Below are 19,390 nucleotides of genomic sequence, written 5' to 3'. Positions count from 1 at the left end.
CAATTCCTTCTTTCTGCTGCTTAAACTGATTATTGCAGGGCAAACTGTTTTTGCTCGCCTTTTTGGCGTTCAAAACGTTCGACATCAAATAAGCTCATCTGCTCACCAAAACTTTGGGTATTAAGGGCCTTTAGTTGATTAAACTGGCGCTTTGAAATTAAGGCTTCAATAATCCACTGGGGATCTTGCACAAGTCCCGCTACTTTTTCACCATTACAGGTAACAAAATATTGCGCGCGTTTAACCACGACCCCTAGTTTTTTCAAATCGCTTAAATGCAAATGATAATATTTGCGCGCCCGTAAAATATTGCGCGCACTTTTGGGCCCAATTCCTGGCACCCGCAACAAAGTATCTAAATTGGCACTTTGTACATCGACTGGAAAACGCTCCAAATTTTGAATCGCCCAATTGGCTTTGGGATCTAAATACAAATTAAAATTAGGCTGTTCCTTTTTTAAAATTTCATCGGGGGTAAAGTTATAAAAACGCATCAACCAGTCGGCCTGATACAAACGATGTTCCCGCAATAGCGGCGGCTTTTCTGTTACTGCCGGCAACAAGGAATCTTGATTCATGGGAATATATGCCGAGTAATAGACACGTTTTAATTGATATTTTTGATATAAATTTCCGGAAATTTTGACAATTGCCCGATCGGTTTCAGGACTGGCACCAATAATCATCTGCGTAGACTGGCCGGCAGGTACAAAAGGTGTCGCCTTTTGTCTGACAGCGGGCAATAAGCTGTCTTGTTCTTTTTTTAGCGCAATTTGTTTCATCGGTTTATAAAGTTCATAAGGATCTTTATCCGGTGCCAAAAGCTGCAAGCTGTCTTTTGAAGGTAATTCCACATTGACACTCATCCGATCAGCCAAATAACCCAAACGTTCAATTAACAAACTATCGGCTCCCGGAATGGCTTTGACGTGAATATAACCGCGGAACCCTTTTTCAAAACGTAAAATTTCCAATGTTTTAATCATCAGCTCACAAGTATAATCGGGTGATTTCACAATCGCTGAACTTAAAAACAAGCCTTCAATATAATTGCGCAAATAAAAATCCATCACTAAATTTGCCAGTTCTGCCGGTTTAAATGTCGCCCGAGGTCGTAAATTGGAACGCCGGTTGACACAATAATGACAGTCAAAAATACAGGCATTACTAAATAAGACTTTTAATAATGAAACACAACGGCCGTCAGCAGTAAAAGAATGGCAAATACCCGCAGCTGCCGTGCTCCCAATCGTGCCACTACGGTTCGTATCACTGACTCCACTACTGGAACACGAAACATCATACTTGGCGGCATCAGCCAAAGTTCCAATTTTCTTCGTCAAATCCATTGTAAATTCCTCCCTTCTATAAACCGAACGTATGTTTGTATTTTAACAAGAAAAAAGACGCCTGTCAAAAGACGTCTGCTGCAAATTTAACCTGTCCCTTATAGAGTCAGTTCGTACAAATCACATGTATCTGTACCACGATCATCAAACGAACGTAATTCTTTTCTTTCCCGCCACTGATAACCACATTTTTCGTATAGGCTTTTAGCCGGAAGATTATCCGCAAAAACATCTAAGCGAATCGCCTGACATTGTTTGGCTAAAGCAACTTCTTTGGCACAAGCAAGTAAGCTTTTGCCAACCCCTTGTCCTTTGTAATCACAATCGGCTAGCAGCGTGTGAATCACTAAAAACGCAGTATCTGAAAGTGTGCGATTTTCCCAAGCGATTTCACTATATTCCGCTTCATGAGTGTGATTAAAAATAACGCTTCCAACAATCTCGTCCGCTATAGTTGCCAGATAAAGTTCCTCGTTTGCTAAAGCTTTCGTTAAGTCGGTTACTAACGGATAAATCGCCGGTACCCAACTGACTACTGGATAATCGATTTGAGCCATCACTTTGTCAAAAAATGCCACCACTGCCTCTTTTTCCTTAGTTGTTGCTAAATGTGTTTTTACTCCCATCTACTCACCTTCTTCATTTTTATCCCTTAATTATTATTAAATCCACTATACCACGTCATACTCTTTAACAAAATACAGTCGATTGTGAATGTATAAAATAAATAATAGTAGCAAATTTTCCCCATCGAAATTTGCTACTATTATTTAGAAATGTCTTCAGCGGGACTCGTTGGAAGGCAATCCCCACTGTATTTTGTTTCTCTTTTATGAATAACTTTTTGCGCTAAGTTCGCCCAATCTAAAGGTCGGGGCGGCGCTAACCAGACAACGCAATCCCTTTGACAAATTTCGCCTAATTCACGGGAATCCGTTAATAAAATATCCGCTTCCGCAATATCATTAGTAATTTTTGTGCCTACTTGTTGGAAAAAATCTAAGTTTTTAGCAATAAAGTGGTTATACAAATCGCCATAAGAAAAGTCAACGTACACATTAATTGCTTCAATCAACAAGTGCTTGGGAAATGTATCCAAAATTAAAAATAAATATTGTAACAGCAAGTTTTTCTTCTTTTGATATAAAGTGGGAAAGACAGTTTGAATACTTGTAATATAATCCCGACAAAATGCCAGGACGCCGGGATAATTTTGCTGAAAATAGACAATATTAATTTCTGGCTGAATACTTTCATAAGCCGAGCTTGTTTCCAACAGTTGAAAATGCAAGAAATTACAGCGGGACAAAAAGTCAGCCTGACTTTCTTGAGCTTGCCTCAATTTAGGGAATGCTTGGAGCAATTGCGCAGCCAAATTTTGACTCCACTGTGTAATCTGTAAATTTTTCGTTAAGTGAAATGTCATCCCCACTTCTTTTGCTAGTGCCCCATAATAACAGAAAAAAGCAGTTACTTCTGATTTTCGCCATTCCTCAGGCACACGGTAAAAAAAGGGCGTTGCAATTTCCTTTAGCCAAATATCAGCAGGCAATATTGTGAGCTGTTGTTCTTGTACATAACATTTTTGTTGGATACGTAAATTGGTGACGTAAAGATAGTGCATGAGCTTAATTTTTTGATGGATAGTCAGCTTGCTGATTTTCAATGTAGCCAACTTGGCTTCAATCAGACTTTTATCAGCTGAATCATAAATTACTTGCTGATTTTTGAAAATACGAGCAAATAGTTCAGTTAAAAATAACCGCACATTCTTTTCACTTTGACCTGTTAAGCGAAATTTTTTATCGATAGTCATGCCAAACTGATTTAAATAGGCATTTAAATTTTTATAATTACTATGGGCAATGGGATAACTGATCATCTTTTTTTCAGAAAGTTCATTTAAAGATTTGAACAGCCCTAAAGCAGATCCGGCTAAAATTTGAAAACTGGTAGAGGCTGCGACATACTTTTCCAATAAACTTTCTGAACTTGCGGTACCAGTAATCTCCATCTGTAAAAAAGGTTCTTCAATAAAAATATGAATTTCCTCAGCCAGCTGATAGTGTTCTAAGTCTAAAATGAGTTGATCGATCAAACTTTTCAAGACGTAATTTGATATTCCTAAATCTTCCATCAATTCTTTTTTCGGGATGGCAAAATACGGGCTGCGTTCCAATTTTTTTACAATCTGATATTTACGCCACTCTTCTTTTGCTAAAAATTCAGCCAACAAATTCAGCCCTCCCTACTGCTAATTCGCCACTTTTTTCGCCATATAATACTAATCCAGATAATAAATAGGCGCTTTGTGCAATTTCGGTCCATTCATGAATAGCATTACCTGATTTGTGATTTCCTTCTGGCGGTAATGCCACAATTGTCGCTGGCGCAAAAAATTCCTCATCTAAAATTAAGACATTATTTTTCGCCTGGGCATGGTAGGGTGGCATATATGCTGGATTTTCAGCCCATTTAGCTTTCTTATTTTTTACTGGCCGATTTGATAAATAAGCGGAATTGCGGCTAGCCTTTGGCCCCTTATCTTTGTCTGTCGCAAGATGATTCCCTACTTTTTTTGCTGAGACAGACTGCTTTTTAGGATTATCTAAGGCTAGCTGTGCTTTTGTTTGCTTATTGTCTGTACTGGATTGCGTTTCCTCGTTAGCAATCGGTGTAATCGCATTTTTAGGATTTAAGGGATCATAAATGACTGTATGAGCCAAAGCGTGTTCGGAAAATAAGAAAACAGAAGCACCTAATGCTAAAAATACAGAATACGTCTTTTTTTTCATTTTATCCCCCCTTATTCTGAACTGATTTTTTTAATCGTGATTATCCCCAATAAAAGGCAAAGAAAAAGCGACAAGACCACAAAAAGAGCATAACTTTGATTGTGGTGCTGATTTTTCTGCACAATCGTTTTTTCCTGCTGTCTAATTTGCGCAAGACTCTGGGTGCTTTTTTGCACCTGTTGTCCCCGCACGACAAAACGCCATTGCGTTTGAGTCGGTTTATCACAAGTAATTAACGTAATTTCTGTTTGTTGATGATCATCTAATACTTGTAGTTCTGTTTGATGTACCAATGTGGTTTCTTTCACCACATATTGATAAATTTTCCCTTCATAACGCAAATAAATACTATCTCCTAATTTTATTTGCAATAATTTACCAAATAATAAATTCTCCCATCCCAAATGATGGCCAATCAGCACCATATTATGGTTGTATGGTTGCCGTTCAGGAAATAGACTACCGGCGCCAACTAATAGATTTTGATTCGTAATGCCATTAAAAACCGGCACGCTCATTTCTAAAGCTGGAATGACAATGTTGCCCATTGCCTGAAAGTCGGTATTTTTCTTAAAAGCTAACACATCAGCTAAATCAGGCGGTTGAACTGCTTCCAGCGGAACAGGATTTACTACTTCTTTTGAAGAAGCTGCTGTGATTGTGATATTTTCTGCTTGATAGATGAGTAGCGCCTGCTTTAAAAAGGGTAAAAAGAGCAAAAAAACCGCTACACAGTACAATAAAATCAGACTAATCCGGATTTGTGGTTTCATCATCTTTATTTTTCTTTTTGCGCCAAAGTACAACGATTAAAAGAATAAGCAGCAATAGTAGGAGCCCAATTAGAATATACAGCCAAGTGTAGTCCTTTTTAATCGTAACGTCGGTATCATTTAATTTTTTGGCTACTTCCGCTTTAATTTCAAAGTCTTTTGCCAGTACCCAGTGATATTCATACTTTGTTTTAGCTCCGCTACCTTTAAACTGGTATTGGCCTTGCGGATTTTCTTGTCCAAAAGCTTCTATTTTCATGGTATACTGACCTGCTTTTAGTGGCTCGCCATTTAAAGCAACGGCTAAATCAAAATTAGAATTAGGCGCCATTTGCATCCCCATTTGTTCTGAGGTGAAAAGCGCTTTGTCACTATCCTTTTTTGTAATGGTCGTTTTGGTTGCCAATTGATTTAGATAAGTAGGATTAGGATTTTGTAAATTCCCTTGAATAACATTTCGTGCATTCCGCTGATTGGCTGCTACTTGGGTTAATTTCAAATCGGGAGTGCCATTCTTCGTTGTTTGCCGCATTAAAAGGGCAACAACATAAGAATACTCATTTTTTATTGCTAAACCTTTATCCTCTTGACTAGCATCTTCTTTTTTCTTTTCTGCAGTTTTTTCTCTAAAAGTAATCCCCCCTGCAATAACCCCGGCAAACTTTTCATTCGGCATTTTTAGTTTTACTTTATATTCAGCAGCAGAATGAGGCGGCAGCGTTATTTCACTAGGTGCTTTTGCCAAATCTTTCATATTATATTTGAGCGTTTGATCAGCTTTAATCGTATTGGGGCTATATTCCACCACACCATTACTATTGGTGGTCGCACTATTGATTTGAGCTTCGACGACAACTTTTTGGGCCGTATCATTACGTAAGTTCACGCTTAATTCATCTGTTTGGTTTGGTGCCAATAACAAATCAAAGTATGTTTTGGTTTTATCTATTTGATTAGCAGATGCCTGCGGTGTAACTGCAAAATTGAATTCCGCAGCAAAATTTGGCTGTGGGAATAGTACACAGCCAAAAGCAATGGTGACAAGTACAATTAGCTTTTTAAACTTCATTTCATTTAATCCTTTCAGTAAAAAAGAGACATACAACACAGAAGACCCGAACAAGGAAGAAGAAAGACCCAACTTGAAAAAAGCGAACTTTTTTGCAGGTTGTCTTTTTTATTCTCCCTTATTCGGGAATACTTATTCTATTGTGTTTTGGATTACTCTTTTATCGCTTTTAATTACCAGGGGCATCTGTTAAAACCCAAGTAAATGTTGTGGTATATTCTTTGGCATATTTGGTTGTAGAACCTGGCACACTAAGTTCAATACTATCAGCAGCAGTTGCGGCATCAGTGCCCCAATCCAACAAGTAGGTTCCGGCACCTTGTCCTGCTTTAGCGGCCATAACATCTTGTAATGCCCCATTTGGATCTGCAATAATTGTCCCTTGTCCCGTTGGTTTGGCTGAATCAGAAGCAGTGACGACATTCCCGTTTTTAAAAGTAACTTCTGCTCCTGTCAATACTTCATCATCGGCTGTCTTAAATTGATGATTTTGTTTCATTTGTAAGGTCCAGCCGGCTTCTGTTCCCCGATTATCCGTTACTTGAACGAAGTTAGGACCGGTTTTTTCTACATTATCTTTATCCAAATATTTTTGTGCTTTCGCTTTATAGATTTCATTTTTTGAGGTAATTTTTTGGGAACCAAAATCCAAACTTGAGGCATAGTCAATGGATAAAGGACCTGCTGTACCAGGATTAGGCCCGTTTGGATCAGTAGGATCAACCGGCTTAACGGGATTGGTTGGATCAATTGGATCAACCGGATCCGTAATATCTTCATTCGGGGTAAAGGTAATCACCCCATTTGAATCATAATTTGCCCCATTGGCCGCAAATGCGGTCGTGCTGCTAACTGCCATACCAGCTAAAATGCTAGTTGCTAAAAATAAATAACCCATTTTTTTCATGATTGTATACTCCTTTTTAATTAATTTGCCGGTACGTCAGACAAACTCCATGTTAGTGTAGTGCTATATTTCACAGCATCTTTTGGCGTGCTGCCAGGAACAGATAAAGTAATAGCTTTAGTGACTTCGCTGTCTACTTCATTGCCGGCTTTATCTTTTTCTTTCACCGTTTCTACTGATCCCCAGCGATCCACATAAGTTCCAGCGCCTTCCCCTGTTTTAGCGGACATGACTAAACTTTCACTTCCATCTGGATTTAAAGTAATTTCATTAGCCGCTGTCGGATAAGTCGCTGTCGAGTTGCTGGCAACTGTTGGTGTCACAAATTTTACAACCGAACCAGTTAACGTATCATTTAACGTACTGCCGGCTTTGAATTGGCCGTTTTGTTTTACGGTTAAAGTCCAACCGGCATTATTCCCCCGATTATCTGAAATCTGAACATAGTTAGGTGTTGCGCTACGACCGTCTTTATATTGTTGCGCCCGAGCGTAATACACTTGATCACTATTGGTAATTTTATTAACCCCAAAATCCAGACTTGAAGCATAATCGATGGATAATGGACCATCCATACCAGGGTTGGGGCCATTGGGATCTGTTGGGTCAACGGGGTCAACAGGATTCGTGGGGTCGGGATTTGTTGGATCAACAGGTTTTGTTGGATCAGGATTAGGGATAAACTCGACAACCCCATTTGAATTGTATTCAGCTGTTGTCGCTGCATGAGAAGCAATGCCACCCACTAAAGAAAGCGATAGTACCGCAATTGTCGTAACTGTCATAAAACGGATATTTTTCATCTTCACTACTCCTTTTTCAATTTCTTTATTTTTCGTTCTTCACTTATGCTATGGCACATCTTTGAGTGTCCACGTCAATGCCGTTTGATATCGCTGGGCGTATTTAACTGTTTTGCCGGGCACACGCAATGAAATTCCCTTTACACCTGTTGCCTCATCATTGCCAAAGCGATACAGCCAAGTGCCCATTCCTTTTTCTGCTTGAGCGGTTATTACATCTACTTCACTATTAAGAGGTAAAGTAAATGAAGATACAGCAGTCGGTGCTAAGTCAGCTGACAAATTTGAAACCATTTCGCCTTGTTGAAAAGAAAGTTCGGCTCCTTTTAGTACTTTTCCTGTTGCGCTTTGAAACTGTGCTGTTTGTTTAACTGCTAGGCGCCAACCACTGCCGGTTCCGCGAATATCTGTGACTTGTACGTAGTTAGGGCCACTTGTTTTTAGACCAGCAGCTGTCACATATTCTTGCGCCTGGGCATAATAAGTTTTATCTTTTGTAGAAATTGCCTGCTGTCCAAACTGAAAACTTGAGGCAAAATCTAAAGAAAGGCTTCCGCCTATACCAGTAGCTGGACCATTAGGATCAGTGGGGTCAACGGGAGATACCGGTTTTGCCGGATCGGGTAACAAGGGATCCAATGGTTTTATCAGTGCATCTTCATTACTTTGATAATTCAGGTGTGTAGCTGTCTCTGAAGCTTCAGCGTTCCCACCGCTAGTCAAAATAAAAGTAATAAGGCAAAGAAGACTAATAATTTGAAAATTTTTCAGTATTCCCGCCTCCTTTTAATTTGAAAAAAATCAGCAGCAACATACTTATTCCGATTCCAGAAGTTAGATGATAGGAAATGTCCCCCGTCAAGGGAATAATCACTTCTTGTCCCTTATATGCTGGTAAAGAACTGGCATAGTTGGGAGTCGGATTGCCTGGAGTCAAGTTTGTTCCTTCTTTTGCATCTTTTGGGTTTTGATCTTGATACTCATATTGCCCGTAAAAGGAAGTGGCAGTATTACTATCATAGTTGCCCGCGGTGGCAAAGACAGGTACAGCCGTGAATAACCACCAAATTGTTATAACGCCGCTAATTAGTATTTTTTTCATCTACTCACCTAATTTCCTGGAACATCTTCTAGCTGCCACGATAATTTTCCGGTATATTCACCAATACGTTGTTTTTCAACTGGAACGGTTAGTTCAAATCCATTGTTTCCCGTCCAATTTGCTGAAATTTCTTTGCTGCCATCGCTTGTGAATTCACCGGATTCTACTATTTGAGTCGCCGCTGTAATCTGCTTTTTCCCCAGTGAGGAGGTGTAAGATAAGGCATTTTCTAATGATACTGTTCCGTTTTTTAACGTTTCTGCCTGATGCAAGGTTAAACGCCAAGGCTTTTTGGCCCCACCTCTTGTATCAGAGACAATCAGTTTTCCTACAACCGTTGGCTGATAATATTGATTTTGATTGGAAATCTGATTGGTACCAAATTCCAATCTATCTGGTACTGCTGTTAGTGATAGATAGCCGACGACGGTAACTTTTGTGGCTGCTTTAAAAGTAGCATCCCGATAATTCATATCTGTAGCAGGATTAATATTTCCAATCGCATTATTGGTACTTGGTCTTTGTGATTCACTGAGTTGGGTTGCCAGACCGCTTTGATCTTGTAAAAAAACTTGAATAACGTCACCCCGAGTTATAGTAAGACTGGAAATGTCAATTTCCCATTTTCCGTCTTCATTCACCATTTGCGCTGGAATTGCTTGTGGCTGATCATTTACTGTTAGTGTTATAATACTGTTAGGTTCTCCAGTGCCCGTTAATTTTGTCGTAATACTTTGGATGGCGTCCGAATTATCGACTTTAGCGGGTTCTGGTGGTGTAACATCTAAGACTGTCGTTGCGATGGCCTCTGGCGTTACCCAAGGACCTCTTTTTGCAATCCCCGTTATTTTTTCACCAGCTTTTTGAAATTGGGCGGGATTGCTCACGTCTGTATACGTAATATAACCTTCGGAATCCGTCATTAAATTTTCATGTACATTACCGTAAGTATCAGTTAACGTTACATTCGCTTGATTTTCTGAAGCATAAACTGGTATATAATGAATCTCCCCATTCACTAAGCCGTTATTATCTGGTACTTCCCCAATAATCACACGTCCTTTAATCGTGCGATCGGCATCTGTCACTGGCGTCCACTCAATTTTAGGATTTTGATTCATCCCTGAAACGCGGCGATAGTTGGCTTGTTTGAACTGTTGCAAACCAGCATCTGAGGTGGTGACAACTTCTCTTGTTCCACTCCCCACAACATTTAGATTTTGGACTTTGGCATACGTTTCACTTGAAGGGCCCAAAACCGGTACACCAACTTTCCACAAATCAATATCAGAATCTAAAATATTAAAGCTATTTTCACTACGATTTAGATAAGCTACGTTCACCGCGCTTTGGCTATTATTCAAATTACGCAAATCGTATTGTGCCGGACTATTCAAAGTAAAACTATTCCCCGAACGAATCACACTACCCGTTCCTAAACCATTCGCTGCCAAATTAATTAAAGGCTGACTACTAGTGCCAATGACATAAAAATAGCTTCCCGGATCAGCTATTAAATACGTATTGTCATTACTAAATGCCACCACAGAACCCGATGCTTGTTTACTAGTTAAATTCACCACCGCACCTTTTTTAATGGTCATCCCTGCGCCATTATCGTCAAACCGCACCGCATTTCCTGGCATATCAACGTTAAAGACACTATTCTCTCCTACCGTTATCGCTAAATAATGACTGTAAACAGCGGGATAAGTTCGTCCACCAGTCTGCGTTTGGCCCGCTTCAACATAACAATTTTTACCAATCGTAAATTCTCGTGAGGCACCTGTTGAAGTATTACTAGCTGTTACGTTGTACCAAAAAATAGAAAAGTCATAGTTGTTCACGTTTCCCTTATATTGCGTTCCGTCTTCCATAATGAGACTACCTAAATAAAAATTTTCCGCCCGTGTATCAATATCCATCTTGCCATAAACACGAACTTCGGAATAAGACGCTCGAGCCAAACGTTGCACGCCGGGCTCTGTTGTGATATTACCAAACCGATATTTCCATTTGGCACCATTGGTATTGTTCAGCCGAGTGCCGACAATATCTTCTGAAGAAGCACCCCCATATCGTTGATTCAAGACAATATCGTGCATATGAAAGTTTCCAATCGCATTTTGTGGCGCACCCAATTGAATCGATGAATTTTTAAAATCGACTCGATAATTGCGCCCGTCAATTTCTAAGTCATTTTTACGGACATACCCCGATAAAGAGCTGTCTGATGAACTCGGATTGTCAAAACTCGCTGTCAAAATAATTTTTGTAATGGTCTCATTTTGAATCGCACTGACAAAATCCGCCCAATTATTTACTTCTGCTTCATTTGCCGCTAAACGTGCTGATTTTTTAGGTTTTGTTATCGTACTGTCACTTGTTTCACTTTCAGCAGAGGAAGTCTTTTTCTCAGTAGTCGAACTCGTTGTACTGGCCGTTGAATTTTCCTCTGAAGTAGTTGCCAAACTAGACGAGGTTGTAGCTGTCATTTCACCTGTACTACTTTGTAATGATGAGACGTCCCCACTTTCTTCAGTCTGAGGGGGGATGTCTGCTATAGAATTTTCTGAAGTCGCAGTTGCTTCACTTATGGGTGCAATAAATACATTAGAAAGCAAAATAGAAAATAATAAAATTTTCATTTTTACCCACATCTTTTTCATTCACCTCCTTCACGGTCTAAATATTATCACATCATTTCTTCTATTTCTATATTTTTTTTTATTTAAAATGACATTTTTCTTATAATAAATGTTGAAATGGCCTAAAATCAAAAAACCAAAATTAGTTTTCTTTAATAGAATCATTTTGGATGACAAAAGTTATATTACGGCGGTTTTAACTATTTAGATCTCAGACCCCAAGTTTATTTTTTCATTATTTTATTATTCGCAAAAATAAAACAACCAAAAAAAAGCTAAAATTACTTTGTAAGACAAACAAATTACCAGCTATACCAAAATAAAATTAAATTTTCCTAAAAAAAATAAAAAAAATGCAATTTAAGCTAAAAAAATATAAATTTTATCAAAAAAAATAGACCTTTTACCTATTAAAAAAAGACTCAGCCCACAGGCTGAGTCTTTTTTTATTTCATTTTAAGCATCAATTTCAGGTGCTTTACCTAAATGTGCTTGAATCATCCAAATACGTTTTTCTGTTGCTGTTTTAAATTCGATGAAAATATCTTGAGTTGGATCGTCGCCTTCTTCACCTGATACTTCAATCCCTTTTTGATACAAGTCAGCTAAATAGCGGTAACCTTCTACTAAAGTAGTCAAACGTTCTTCCATTGTCCGATCCCAACGGCCTACTTCATCTGGAATTTTAGTGTTGTCAGCCATTTCTTTCAAAGTAGAAAAAGGAGAGCCATCTAATGTGATTAAACGTTCAGATATTTCATCTAATTGTGCGTTCACATCATCCATGAAATCATCCATCATTGGGTGTAATGTTAAGAAACCAGGTCCTCGCATGTACCAGTGTGTTTGATGAATAACCATAGACATTTGACTTAAATCTGCCACTAATTGGTTTAATACTTCTTTTGTTTTTGCAAATTTCATTTCGCATCCTCCTTCAAATTGTTTACATTAAAATCATAGTACGAAATTAAAAAAAAGTACAACAAAACACTTCATGCGTTATTTCAAATAAGGGATGACTTTAGAAAAATAAGTAAATTTACTGAATCTTCACTGAAAATCCCTCTTTTTTTATTTCAATTCTTCTTGAACTTCTTTTACAACTTCTGCCATTGCTTGATTCCACTCATTTGTCAATGCTTCTTGGTCTTTGACTCCCGCCACAAAAGCAAAATACAAGTTATTAATTTGTTCTCTTTGACCTCTTACAACGGTCCATTTGCCCTTTTCGGGTTTCATTTCTATCATAATCGGCACGGCTTTTTCTTTGGCTTTGGCTTTTTGAATATTTTCCTTTAATAAAGCAAGCGTTTCTTCGATTATTTTATTTTGATCACTAGCCAATTTATTGTCCGCGATCATTTTTTTGGTTATTCCCTTTGACGTTTCTTTCATGATTGCCGCAAAGTCCAACCCTTTAACTTCATAAGTGACATTGGAGATTTTGCCAGCTGCTTTAATCTCCACTTGATAAGAAGTCACGTCTTTAATTTGCTTATTTAGCAATGTGGTTAACTCATCTGCCTTGTCTTCTGGTACCACATCTCCAACACTGATTAGACCTGCAGTAAAATTGTCTTTGAAATTTTTTTCATTTTCTTTAAAACCTTTATTTAACTCTTCCCCATTGGCAAAATTTTCGGTAAATTTTTCGGTGTCCTTATCGTACACTACGCGATCAACAAATAATTTTCCTGCATCTTCTGCCGGAATGGCGCGACTACAACCACCTAAAATAAACGCCATTAAAACCATCAAAAAAATACTTCGTTTCTTCATTTTCTCCCACCTCTTTTTTTGATCCTTACAACAAGTTTTACAAATTTTTATGCCCGTCACATAATCAATTCACTTTTATTATTCTTTGATAGAAAATTGTTTTGCCAACTATTGCGCTACCTCAGTTAATCTTCAACCTAATAAAATTGTGCCAAAATAAAATCAATTTTTTTGCGTATCTTCTTTTGAAAGGAGAATTGCTATGACATTTATTATCGGATGTTGTTTTGGTTCATTTGGCTATCTTCTCATAACCCGGCATATGGCAGGAATTTCTTCGGCATGGCCGCCTTCTCATTGTACAGCTTGTAAAAGTAAGCTCACGTGGTACGAACTGATTCCCCTCTTCAGCTTTTTAATCCAATCTGGACGCTGTCGTCATTGTCACGTCAAATTTTCCAGCACTTATTTTTGGGCAGAATTGAGTTGCGGGTTAGTATTTTTACTTTGTTTACCCGCTAAAATTCTGCCTACCTCTTTATTACTCGTGTTTTGGCTCTATACTGCCTGGCTGTTAAGCATCGTTGATATTTATACGCAAACATTAGATAGCAAAATCTTTTTTGGGACAACTTTCCTGCTGTGGTGCGCTCAGTTTAGCTTACATTCGGTCTTTCATTGGGAAACGCTACTTTATTGTGGACTTCTCGCCTGCTTTTTTCTCCGTTATTATCAAAATAAAATAGGAGCTGGCGATTTATATTTATTACTTGCTTGGAGTCCTTGGCTTTCTTTTCGCCAGTTCTGTCTCCTGTTGTTAATTAGCAGCAGCTTGGGTCTGCTTTACTTTTTAGGCGCCAAAATAGTAAAAAAACATACCGACACGCTGCCCTTTATCCCTTTTTTAAGTGGGGGATTATTTGTAGTTGCATGTGTGCTTAAAAACTTCTGATTGTCTTTATTTTATCATGAGATGTAAATTGCTGCAGTTTTTGACTATCTTCTCCTTTTTGTTTTCTCGTCTTTTCATCTTGGCACCCTTAGGCTAAAATGATAGAGAAAGGACGTGAAAGCCTGTGATCGATTTGAATCAAGTCTTAACCTTCACCGAAGCAGCTCAAAAATGGGGATTAGCCAACGGCAGTACAATCCGACAAGCTGCCTTGCGGGGCAAATTTCTTGACGGTGAAGTTCGTAAAAGCGGCACCGTTTGGTTAACAACTTACGATGCGATGGTTCGCGTTTTTGGTTTTCCACCACAGGAAAATTTACGTTTAAGTTTAAACGCTTTAACTAAAGGACTGCAAGAAAATAAAGCAGACCAACTCAAAGTTATTCAAGCTGCTTTAAAATCTGGGAAACAACTTCAAATCACAGAATATATTTTAGGCAAAGAACGCATTTTATATCTTTTTCAACACGAAAAAGATTTTTTACAGTGGGTGCGTGTAGCGAATCTTTTACCCCCAGCTGATAATATTCAAAAATGATTTGCGCGGCTTTAATTGTACATTTTCATGTAACGCGACACTTTTTTGAGTTGCTGCAGCTGCGTATTGCTCTACTGTGAGTAAAAAGTCAGTCACTAAATCTTTTTCAAAGCTGTCTTTTACTTCTTCAAAAGAAGGACTAAAAACAGGAATTTGATACTCCTCAAACCATTTTAACTTTTTTTCAAAACCTAAATAAGCAGCTGGCATTAACCATACGCCATCAATTCGCCGCGTCAGTTGCGCTAACTCTTCTTCTTTAATTTGGCCACCATTGCAAAATAACAATCGCAAACAAACATCTTCTTGCGGTTGAAAATCATAAAGTCCGATTAGAGAAAAACGCTCAGTCGAAAATAGAATTTCTTGCTTTTCCCATTGGCTAAATTGTTTTTTAAAATATTTCTCCTGACTACTGCCTCCCACTACTAGTATTTCAATATCCTTATCCTGTGCTTTGGTAACTGTGACCATATCCGATTGATAAGCTCTTTTTTCATCTAAAAAAATTAATTCTTCTAAAAGTAAATCATAAGCATCATAAGCGTTCATTTTTCCAAAGATTTTCATAGGAATATCTTTCACAATAGTTGGAAAATTCTTTAATAACTTTTGGATTGATTCCGTTAAAAATCGTACTTGCGGCGCTACAAAAACCACATCAAACAATCGCCCAAAATCATCAACCGTATTTTGGGTAATCATACCAATACCCCCATACACAAAAACTAAATCATAGGCATTACCATATTCTCGCCGTTTTAAAAAAGCCGTTGTTACATCGGTAAATACTGCACTCAAATTTCCTTGCTTGGCAATCTCTTTTACCATTTTTTGGCAAAACATACTGGAAGTACCGCCACCAGAACAGCCAACGTAAATAAACATCTCCACTCCACCTCTTTGTCACGAATTCGTTACAGAGAGTATAGCATATTTTGCTTTCTTTCGGTTCAATATGTTTTTTTGCGTTAAAAAGGAGCGACTCTTTAAAATTTTTGAGGCAGCCACAAATTAACTTTTCACCAGACAAAAAGGCCTCCTGTTTAAAACAGGAGGCCTTTAAATTAGTCTTGATTATTTAATGCATCTTCAGCAGCCATTTGTGCTTCGATGTCAGAAATACTATAGACATTTTCAGAAGCCACAGTGACTTCTTTTGGTTCCATATTGCGGTAACGTGCCATACCAGTACCAGCAGGAATAATTTTCCCGATGATAACATTTTCTTTTAGACCTAGCAATGGATCACGTTTGCCACGAATAGCAGCGTCTGTTAACACCCGTGTTGTTTCTTGGAATGACGCAGCAGATAAGAAACTGTTTGTTTCTAATGATGCTTTGGTAATCCCTAGTAACACTGGACGAGATGTTGCTGGTACGCCACCAGCAACCAATGTGTTGTAGTTTTGGTCTTTAAAGTCGGCAATGTCTAATAATGTACCTGGTAAGATTTCAGTATCACCTGGGTCCATTACGCGAACTTTACGCAACATTTGACGAACCATCACTTCGATATGTTTATCGCCGATTTCTACCCCTTGCATACGGTAAACACGTTGTACTTCACGTAATAGGTAGTTTTCAACAGATAAAACATCGCGAACTTGTAACAATTGTTTAGGATCGATAGAACCTTCAGTTAGAGGTGCACCACGATGGATGTAATCTCCTTCTGCCACTTTCATACGGGCTGTATAAGGAACAGTGTATGTCCGTGTATCGGTCGTGCCTTTGATTGTCACTTCTTTACTGCGAGTTGCAGCATCTTCAGCAATTTCAATTACTTCACCCGTAACTTCGGTGATGACCGCTTGTCCTTTTGGATTACGGGCTTCAAAAATTTCTTGGACACGAGGAAGACCTTGGGTAATATCGTCCCCGGCAACCCCACCGGTATGGAATGTACGCATGGTTAACTGAGTACCTGGTTCACCAATTGATTGGGCAGCGATAGTACCAACTGCTTCACCAACTTCAACTTCAGCACCTGTTGCCAAGTTACGGCCATAACAATGTTTACATACACCATGTTTGGTATTACATGTGAAGACCGAACGAATTGAAACAGTTTCAATCCCGGCGTCAACGATTTGTCTTGCAAGATCTTCTGTAATTAAAGCATCTGAGCCTAGCATGATTTCACCAGTTTCAGGATTAACGACTGACTTGCGTGTGTAACGTCCAACCAAACGTTCTTCTAGTGATTCAATGATTTCGTTACCTTCGCGAATCGCGCTGATATCTAAACCACGGTCTGTGCCACAATCTTCTTCACGAATGATAACGTCTTGGGCCACGTCAACTAAACGACGTGTAAGATAACCAGAATCGGCAGTCTTCAAGGCGGTATCGGTCATCCCTTTGCGGGCACCGTGAGTGGAGATAAACATTTCCAAGACAGATAATCCTTCACGGAAGTTTGAGATGATTGGCAATTCCATGATTCGACCATTTGGCGCCGCCATCAAACCACGCATACCAGCAAGCTGTGTAAAGTTGGAGATGTTACCACGGGCACCAGAGTCACTCATCATGAAGATTGGGTTTTTGGCATCTAAGGATTCCATCAATTTTTGTTGAATTTCATCTTTAGCAGCATTCCAAACGCCAATAACGCGTTCATAACGTTCATCATCTGTAATCAAACCACGACGGAATTGTTTGGTAATGGTTTCGACTTGTTTGTGGGCATTTTCAATGATGTCATGTTTTTCAGCTAAAACCATGATATCGGCAATACCTACTGTGATACCGGCATGAGTTGAATGTTTGTAACCTAAGTCTTTCATGCGGTCTAACATTTTAGAAGTTTCCGTAACTTTGAAACGTTTGAAGACTTCGGCAATGATATTTCCTAAGTTTTTCTTCTTGAATGGTCCAACGAGTTCTTGTTCTTTAATGAAGGTTGGAATATCGGTTCCAGCTTCCACAAAGTATTTATCTGGCGTTTGAATCGTCAAGTTGAAATCGGTTGGTTCGTTTAGGTAAGGGAATTCTGGTGGCATAATCGAGTTAAAGATTACTTTACCAACTGTGGTTACCATTAAACGATTTTTTTGTTCTTCAGTGAATGGTTTGTCCCCTAGAGTTCTTGGGTTAACTGCAATACGTGAATGTAAATGCACGTAGCCATTGCGCCAAGCAGTCACAGCTTCATCCATATCACGGAAGATCATACCTTCACCTTCACGGCCATCTTCTTCCATCGTTAAGTAATAGTTCCCTAAGACCATATCTTGAGAAGGAGTTACAACTGGCTTACCATCTTTTGGATTCAAGATGTTTTGTGCCGCTAACATTAACATCCGCGCTTCTGCTTGTGCTTCGTCATTTAACGGTACGTGAACGGCCATTTGGTCACCATCGAAATCGGCATTGTAGGCTTCACACACTAATGGGTGCAAACGAATAGCGCGACCTTCAACTAAGACTGGTTCAAAGGCTTGGATACCTAATCTGTGCAAAGTAGGTGCCCGGTTCAATAGAACAGGGTGTTCTTTGATGACGTCTTCTAAAACGTCCCAGACTTCATCTTCCATACGTTCGATTTTACGTTTGGCATTTTTGATGTTAGAAGCAATTTCACGTTGAACTAATTCTTTCATTACAAATGGTTTGAACAATTCAATTGCCATTTCTTTTGGCAAACCACATTGATACATTTTCAAGAAAGGTCCAACGACGATAACGGAACGACCAGAGTAGTCAACACGTTTCCCTAATAAGTTTTGACGGAAACGACCTTGTTTCCCTTTCAACATATGAGAAAGTGATTTTAATGGACGGTTACCCGGTCCTGTAACAGGACGGCCGCGACGACCATTATCGATCAACGCATCAACGGCTTCTTGTAACATCCGTTTTTCGTTTTGCACGATAATAGAAGGTGCATTTAAATCTAATAAACGTTTTAACCGGTTGTTACGGTTAATTACACGACGGTACAAGTCATTTAAGTCACTCGTTGCAAAACGGCCACCTTCTAATTGCACCATTGGGCGTAGATCTGGCGGGATAACAGGAATAACATCCATTACCATCCAGCTTGGTTTGTTGCCAGATTTGCGGAAAGCTTCCAAAATGTCTAAACGGCGGATTGCCCGTGTCCGTTTTTGACCAGAAGCAGTTTTTAATTCTTCTTTTAATTCAGCTGCTTCGCCATCTAAATCAACGCTGTCTAACAATTGTTTAATTGCTTCAGCACCCATAGCAGCAGTGAATGTTTGACCATATTGATCTCGTTTTTCACGGTATTCTCTTTCGGTCAATAATTGTTTTTTCTCTAATGAAGTATCGCCTGGATCAATTACGACATAAGAAGCAAAGTAAATAACTTCTTCTAATGCCCGTGGACTCATGTCTAAAACTAAGCCCATCCGTGATGGGATACCTTTGAAATACCAAATATGTGAAACCGGAGCAGCTAATTCAATATGACCCATACGTTCACGACGTACTTTTGAGCGTGTTACTTCCACGCCACAACGGTCACAGACGATGCCTTTGTAACGAATACGTTTGTATTTACCACAAGCACATTCCCAGTCTTTAGTAGGACCGAAGATGCGTTCGTCAAACAAACCTTCCCGTTCCGGTTTTAGCGTGCGGTAGTTGATGGTCTCAGGTTTTTTAACTTCCCCGTATGACCAGCTTCTGATTTTCTCAGGAGATGCCAGACCTATTTGCATGCTTTCGAATTTATTTACATCGATCAAAAGGGGTTCCCTCC

General features: G+C 39.0%; 17 protein-coding genes. 2 read left to right on the top strand and 15 right to left on the bottom strand.

Annotation, left to right across the window (positions count from 1 at the left end):
- Positions 1-29: 29 nt before the first annotated feature.
- The 13 genes from RK01_RS10980 to RK01_RS10920 all read right to left on the bottom strand — a co-directional run bounded on the left by RK01_RS10980 (position 30) and on the right by RK01_RS10920 (position 13,228).
- Positions 30-1,349 carry a putative DNA modification/repair radical SAM protein gene (locus RK01_RS10980; RefSeq protein ID WP_016173349.1) on the bottom strand — a complete coding sequence of 440 codons (1,320 nt, stop codon included), beginning with the start codon at positions 1,347-1,349 and terminating at the stop codon, positions 30-32.
- Positions 1,350-1,447: 98 nt separating this feature from the next.
- The gene (locus RK01_RS10975; RefSeq protein ID WP_016173348.1) at positions 1,448-1,975 is read right to left on the bottom strand and encodes a GNAT family N-acetyltransferase; all 528 of its coding nucleotides are present in this window, start codon (positions 1,973-1,975) and stop codon (positions 1,448-1,450) included.
- A 140-nt stretch (positions 1,976-2,115) separates the two neighbouring features.
- Positions 2,116-3,582, bottom strand: a complete 1,467-nt coding sequence (locus RK01_RS10970; RefSeq protein WP_016173347.1) for a helix-turn-helix domain-containing protein — start codon at positions 3,580-3,582, stop codon at positions 2,116-2,118.
- Positions 3,575-4,144: a hypothetical protein gene (locus RK01_RS10965; protein WP_016173346.1), complete on the bottom strand. Its 570-nt coding sequence runs from the start codon at positions 4,142-4,144 to the stop codon at positions 3,575-3,577. Before RK01_RS10965 ends, RK01_RS10970 begins: the two co-directional genes overlap by 8 nt.
- Before the next feature lie 11 nt (positions 4,145-4,155).
- The gene (locus tag RK01_RS10960; RefSeq protein ID WP_016173345.1) at positions 4,156-4,920 is read right to left on the bottom strand and encodes a class A sortase; all 765 of its coding nucleotides are present in this window, start codon (positions 4,918-4,920) and stop codon (positions 4,156-4,158) included.
- Positions 4,895-5,986, bottom strand: a complete 1,092-nt coding sequence (locus RK01_RS10955) for a WxLIP family cell surface protein (protein WP_016173344.1) — start codon at positions 5,984-5,986, stop codon at positions 4,895-4,897. Before RK01_RS10955 ends, RK01_RS10960 begins: the two co-directional genes overlap by 26 nt.
- A gap of 169 nt (positions 5,987-6,155) precedes the next feature.
- Complete coding sequence (locus RK01_RS10950; protein WP_016173343.1) at positions 6,156-6,893, bottom strand: WxL domain-containing protein; 738 nt, start codon at positions 6,891-6,893, stop codon at positions 6,156-6,158.
- A gap of 20 nt (positions 6,894-6,913) precedes the next feature.
- Positions 6,914-7,696, bottom strand: coding sequence for a WxL domain-containing protein (locus tag RK01_RS10945; protein ID WP_016173342.1), 783 nt, complete (start codon positions 7,694-7,696; stop codon positions 6,914-6,916).
- Positions 7,697-7,744: 48 nt separating this feature from the next.
- A complete protein-coding gene (locus RK01_RS10940) occupies positions 7,745-8,419 on the bottom strand; it encodes a WxL domain-containing protein (RefSeq protein WP_016173341.1) in 675 nt (224 codons plus the stop codon).
- A gap of 25 nt (positions 8,420-8,444) precedes the next feature.
- Positions 8,445-8,798, bottom strand: a complete 354-nt coding sequence (locus RK01_RS10935) for a hypothetical protein (RefSeq protein WP_016173340.1) — start codon at positions 8,796-8,798, stop codon at positions 8,445-8,447.
- An 8-nt stretch (positions 8,799-8,806) separates the two neighbouring features.
- The gene (locus RK01_RS10930; RefSeq protein WP_016173339.1) at positions 8,807-11,458 is read right to left on the bottom strand and encodes a pectate lyase-like adhesive domain-containing protein; all 2,652 of its coding nucleotides are present in this window, start codon (positions 11,456-11,458) and stop codon (positions 8,807-8,809) included.
- Between the two features lie 444 nt (positions 11,459-11,902).
- Positions 11,903-12,370 (bottom strand): Dps family protein, encoded by a 468-nt coding sequence (locus RK01_RS10925; RefSeq protein WP_016173338.1) that lies wholly within the window; start codon positions 12,368-12,370, stop codon positions 11,903-11,905.
- 150 nt (positions 12,371-12,520) lie between these two features.
- Positions 12,521-13,228, bottom strand: coding sequence for a DUF5105 domain-containing protein (locus RK01_RS10920; RefSeq protein WP_016173337.1), 708 nt, complete (start codon positions 13,226-13,228; stop codon positions 12,521-12,523).
- Between the two features lie 202 nt (positions 13,229-13,430).
- Here RK01_RS10920 and RK01_RS10915 point away from each other — a divergent pair, with 202 nt between their 5' ends.
- Both RK01_RS10915 and RK01_RS10910 read left to right on the top strand, forming a co-directional pair.
- Complete coding sequence (locus tag RK01_RS10915) at positions 13,431-14,120, top strand: prepilin peptidase (RefSeq protein ID WP_016173336.1); 690 nt, start codon at positions 13,431-13,433, stop codon at positions 14,118-14,120.
- Positions 14,121-14,244: 124 nt separating this feature from the next.
- The gene (locus tag RK01_RS10910; RefSeq protein WP_016173335.1) at positions 14,245-14,658 is read left to right on the top strand and encodes a helix-turn-helix domain-containing protein; all 414 of its coding nucleotides are present in this window, start codon (positions 14,245-14,247) and stop codon (positions 14,656-14,658) included.
- Here RK01_RS10910 and RK01_RS10905 read toward each other — a convergent pair.
- Together RK01_RS10905 and rpoC are read right to left on the bottom strand one after the other, a co-directional pair.
- Positions 14,629-15,546: a PTS sugar transporter subunit IIB gene (locus RK01_RS10905; protein ID WP_016173334.1), complete on the bottom strand. Its 918-nt coding sequence runs from the start codon at positions 15,544-15,546 to the stop codon at positions 14,629-14,631. The two genes, RK01_RS10910 and RK01_RS10905, sit on opposite strands and share 30 nt — an antisense overlap.
- A gap of 179 nt (positions 15,547-15,725) precedes the next feature.
- Entirely contained in the window at positions 15,726-19,376 is a 3,651-nt protein-coding gene (gene rpoC, locus RK01_RS10900) for a DNA-directed RNA polymerase subunit beta' (protein ID WP_016173333.1), read from the bottom strand.
- Positions 19,377-19,390 lie beyond the last annotated feature (14 nt).

Origin of the sequence: Enterococcus dispar ATCC 51266 (genome assembly GCF_000406945.1) — a bacterium.
Taxonomy (GTDB): Bacteria; Bacillota; Bacilli; order Lactobacillales; family Enterococcaceae; genus Enterococcus_C; species Enterococcus_C dispar.
Note: the sequence above shows the minus strand (reverse complement) of the source record. Positions and strands in the feature narration are given on the sequence as shown.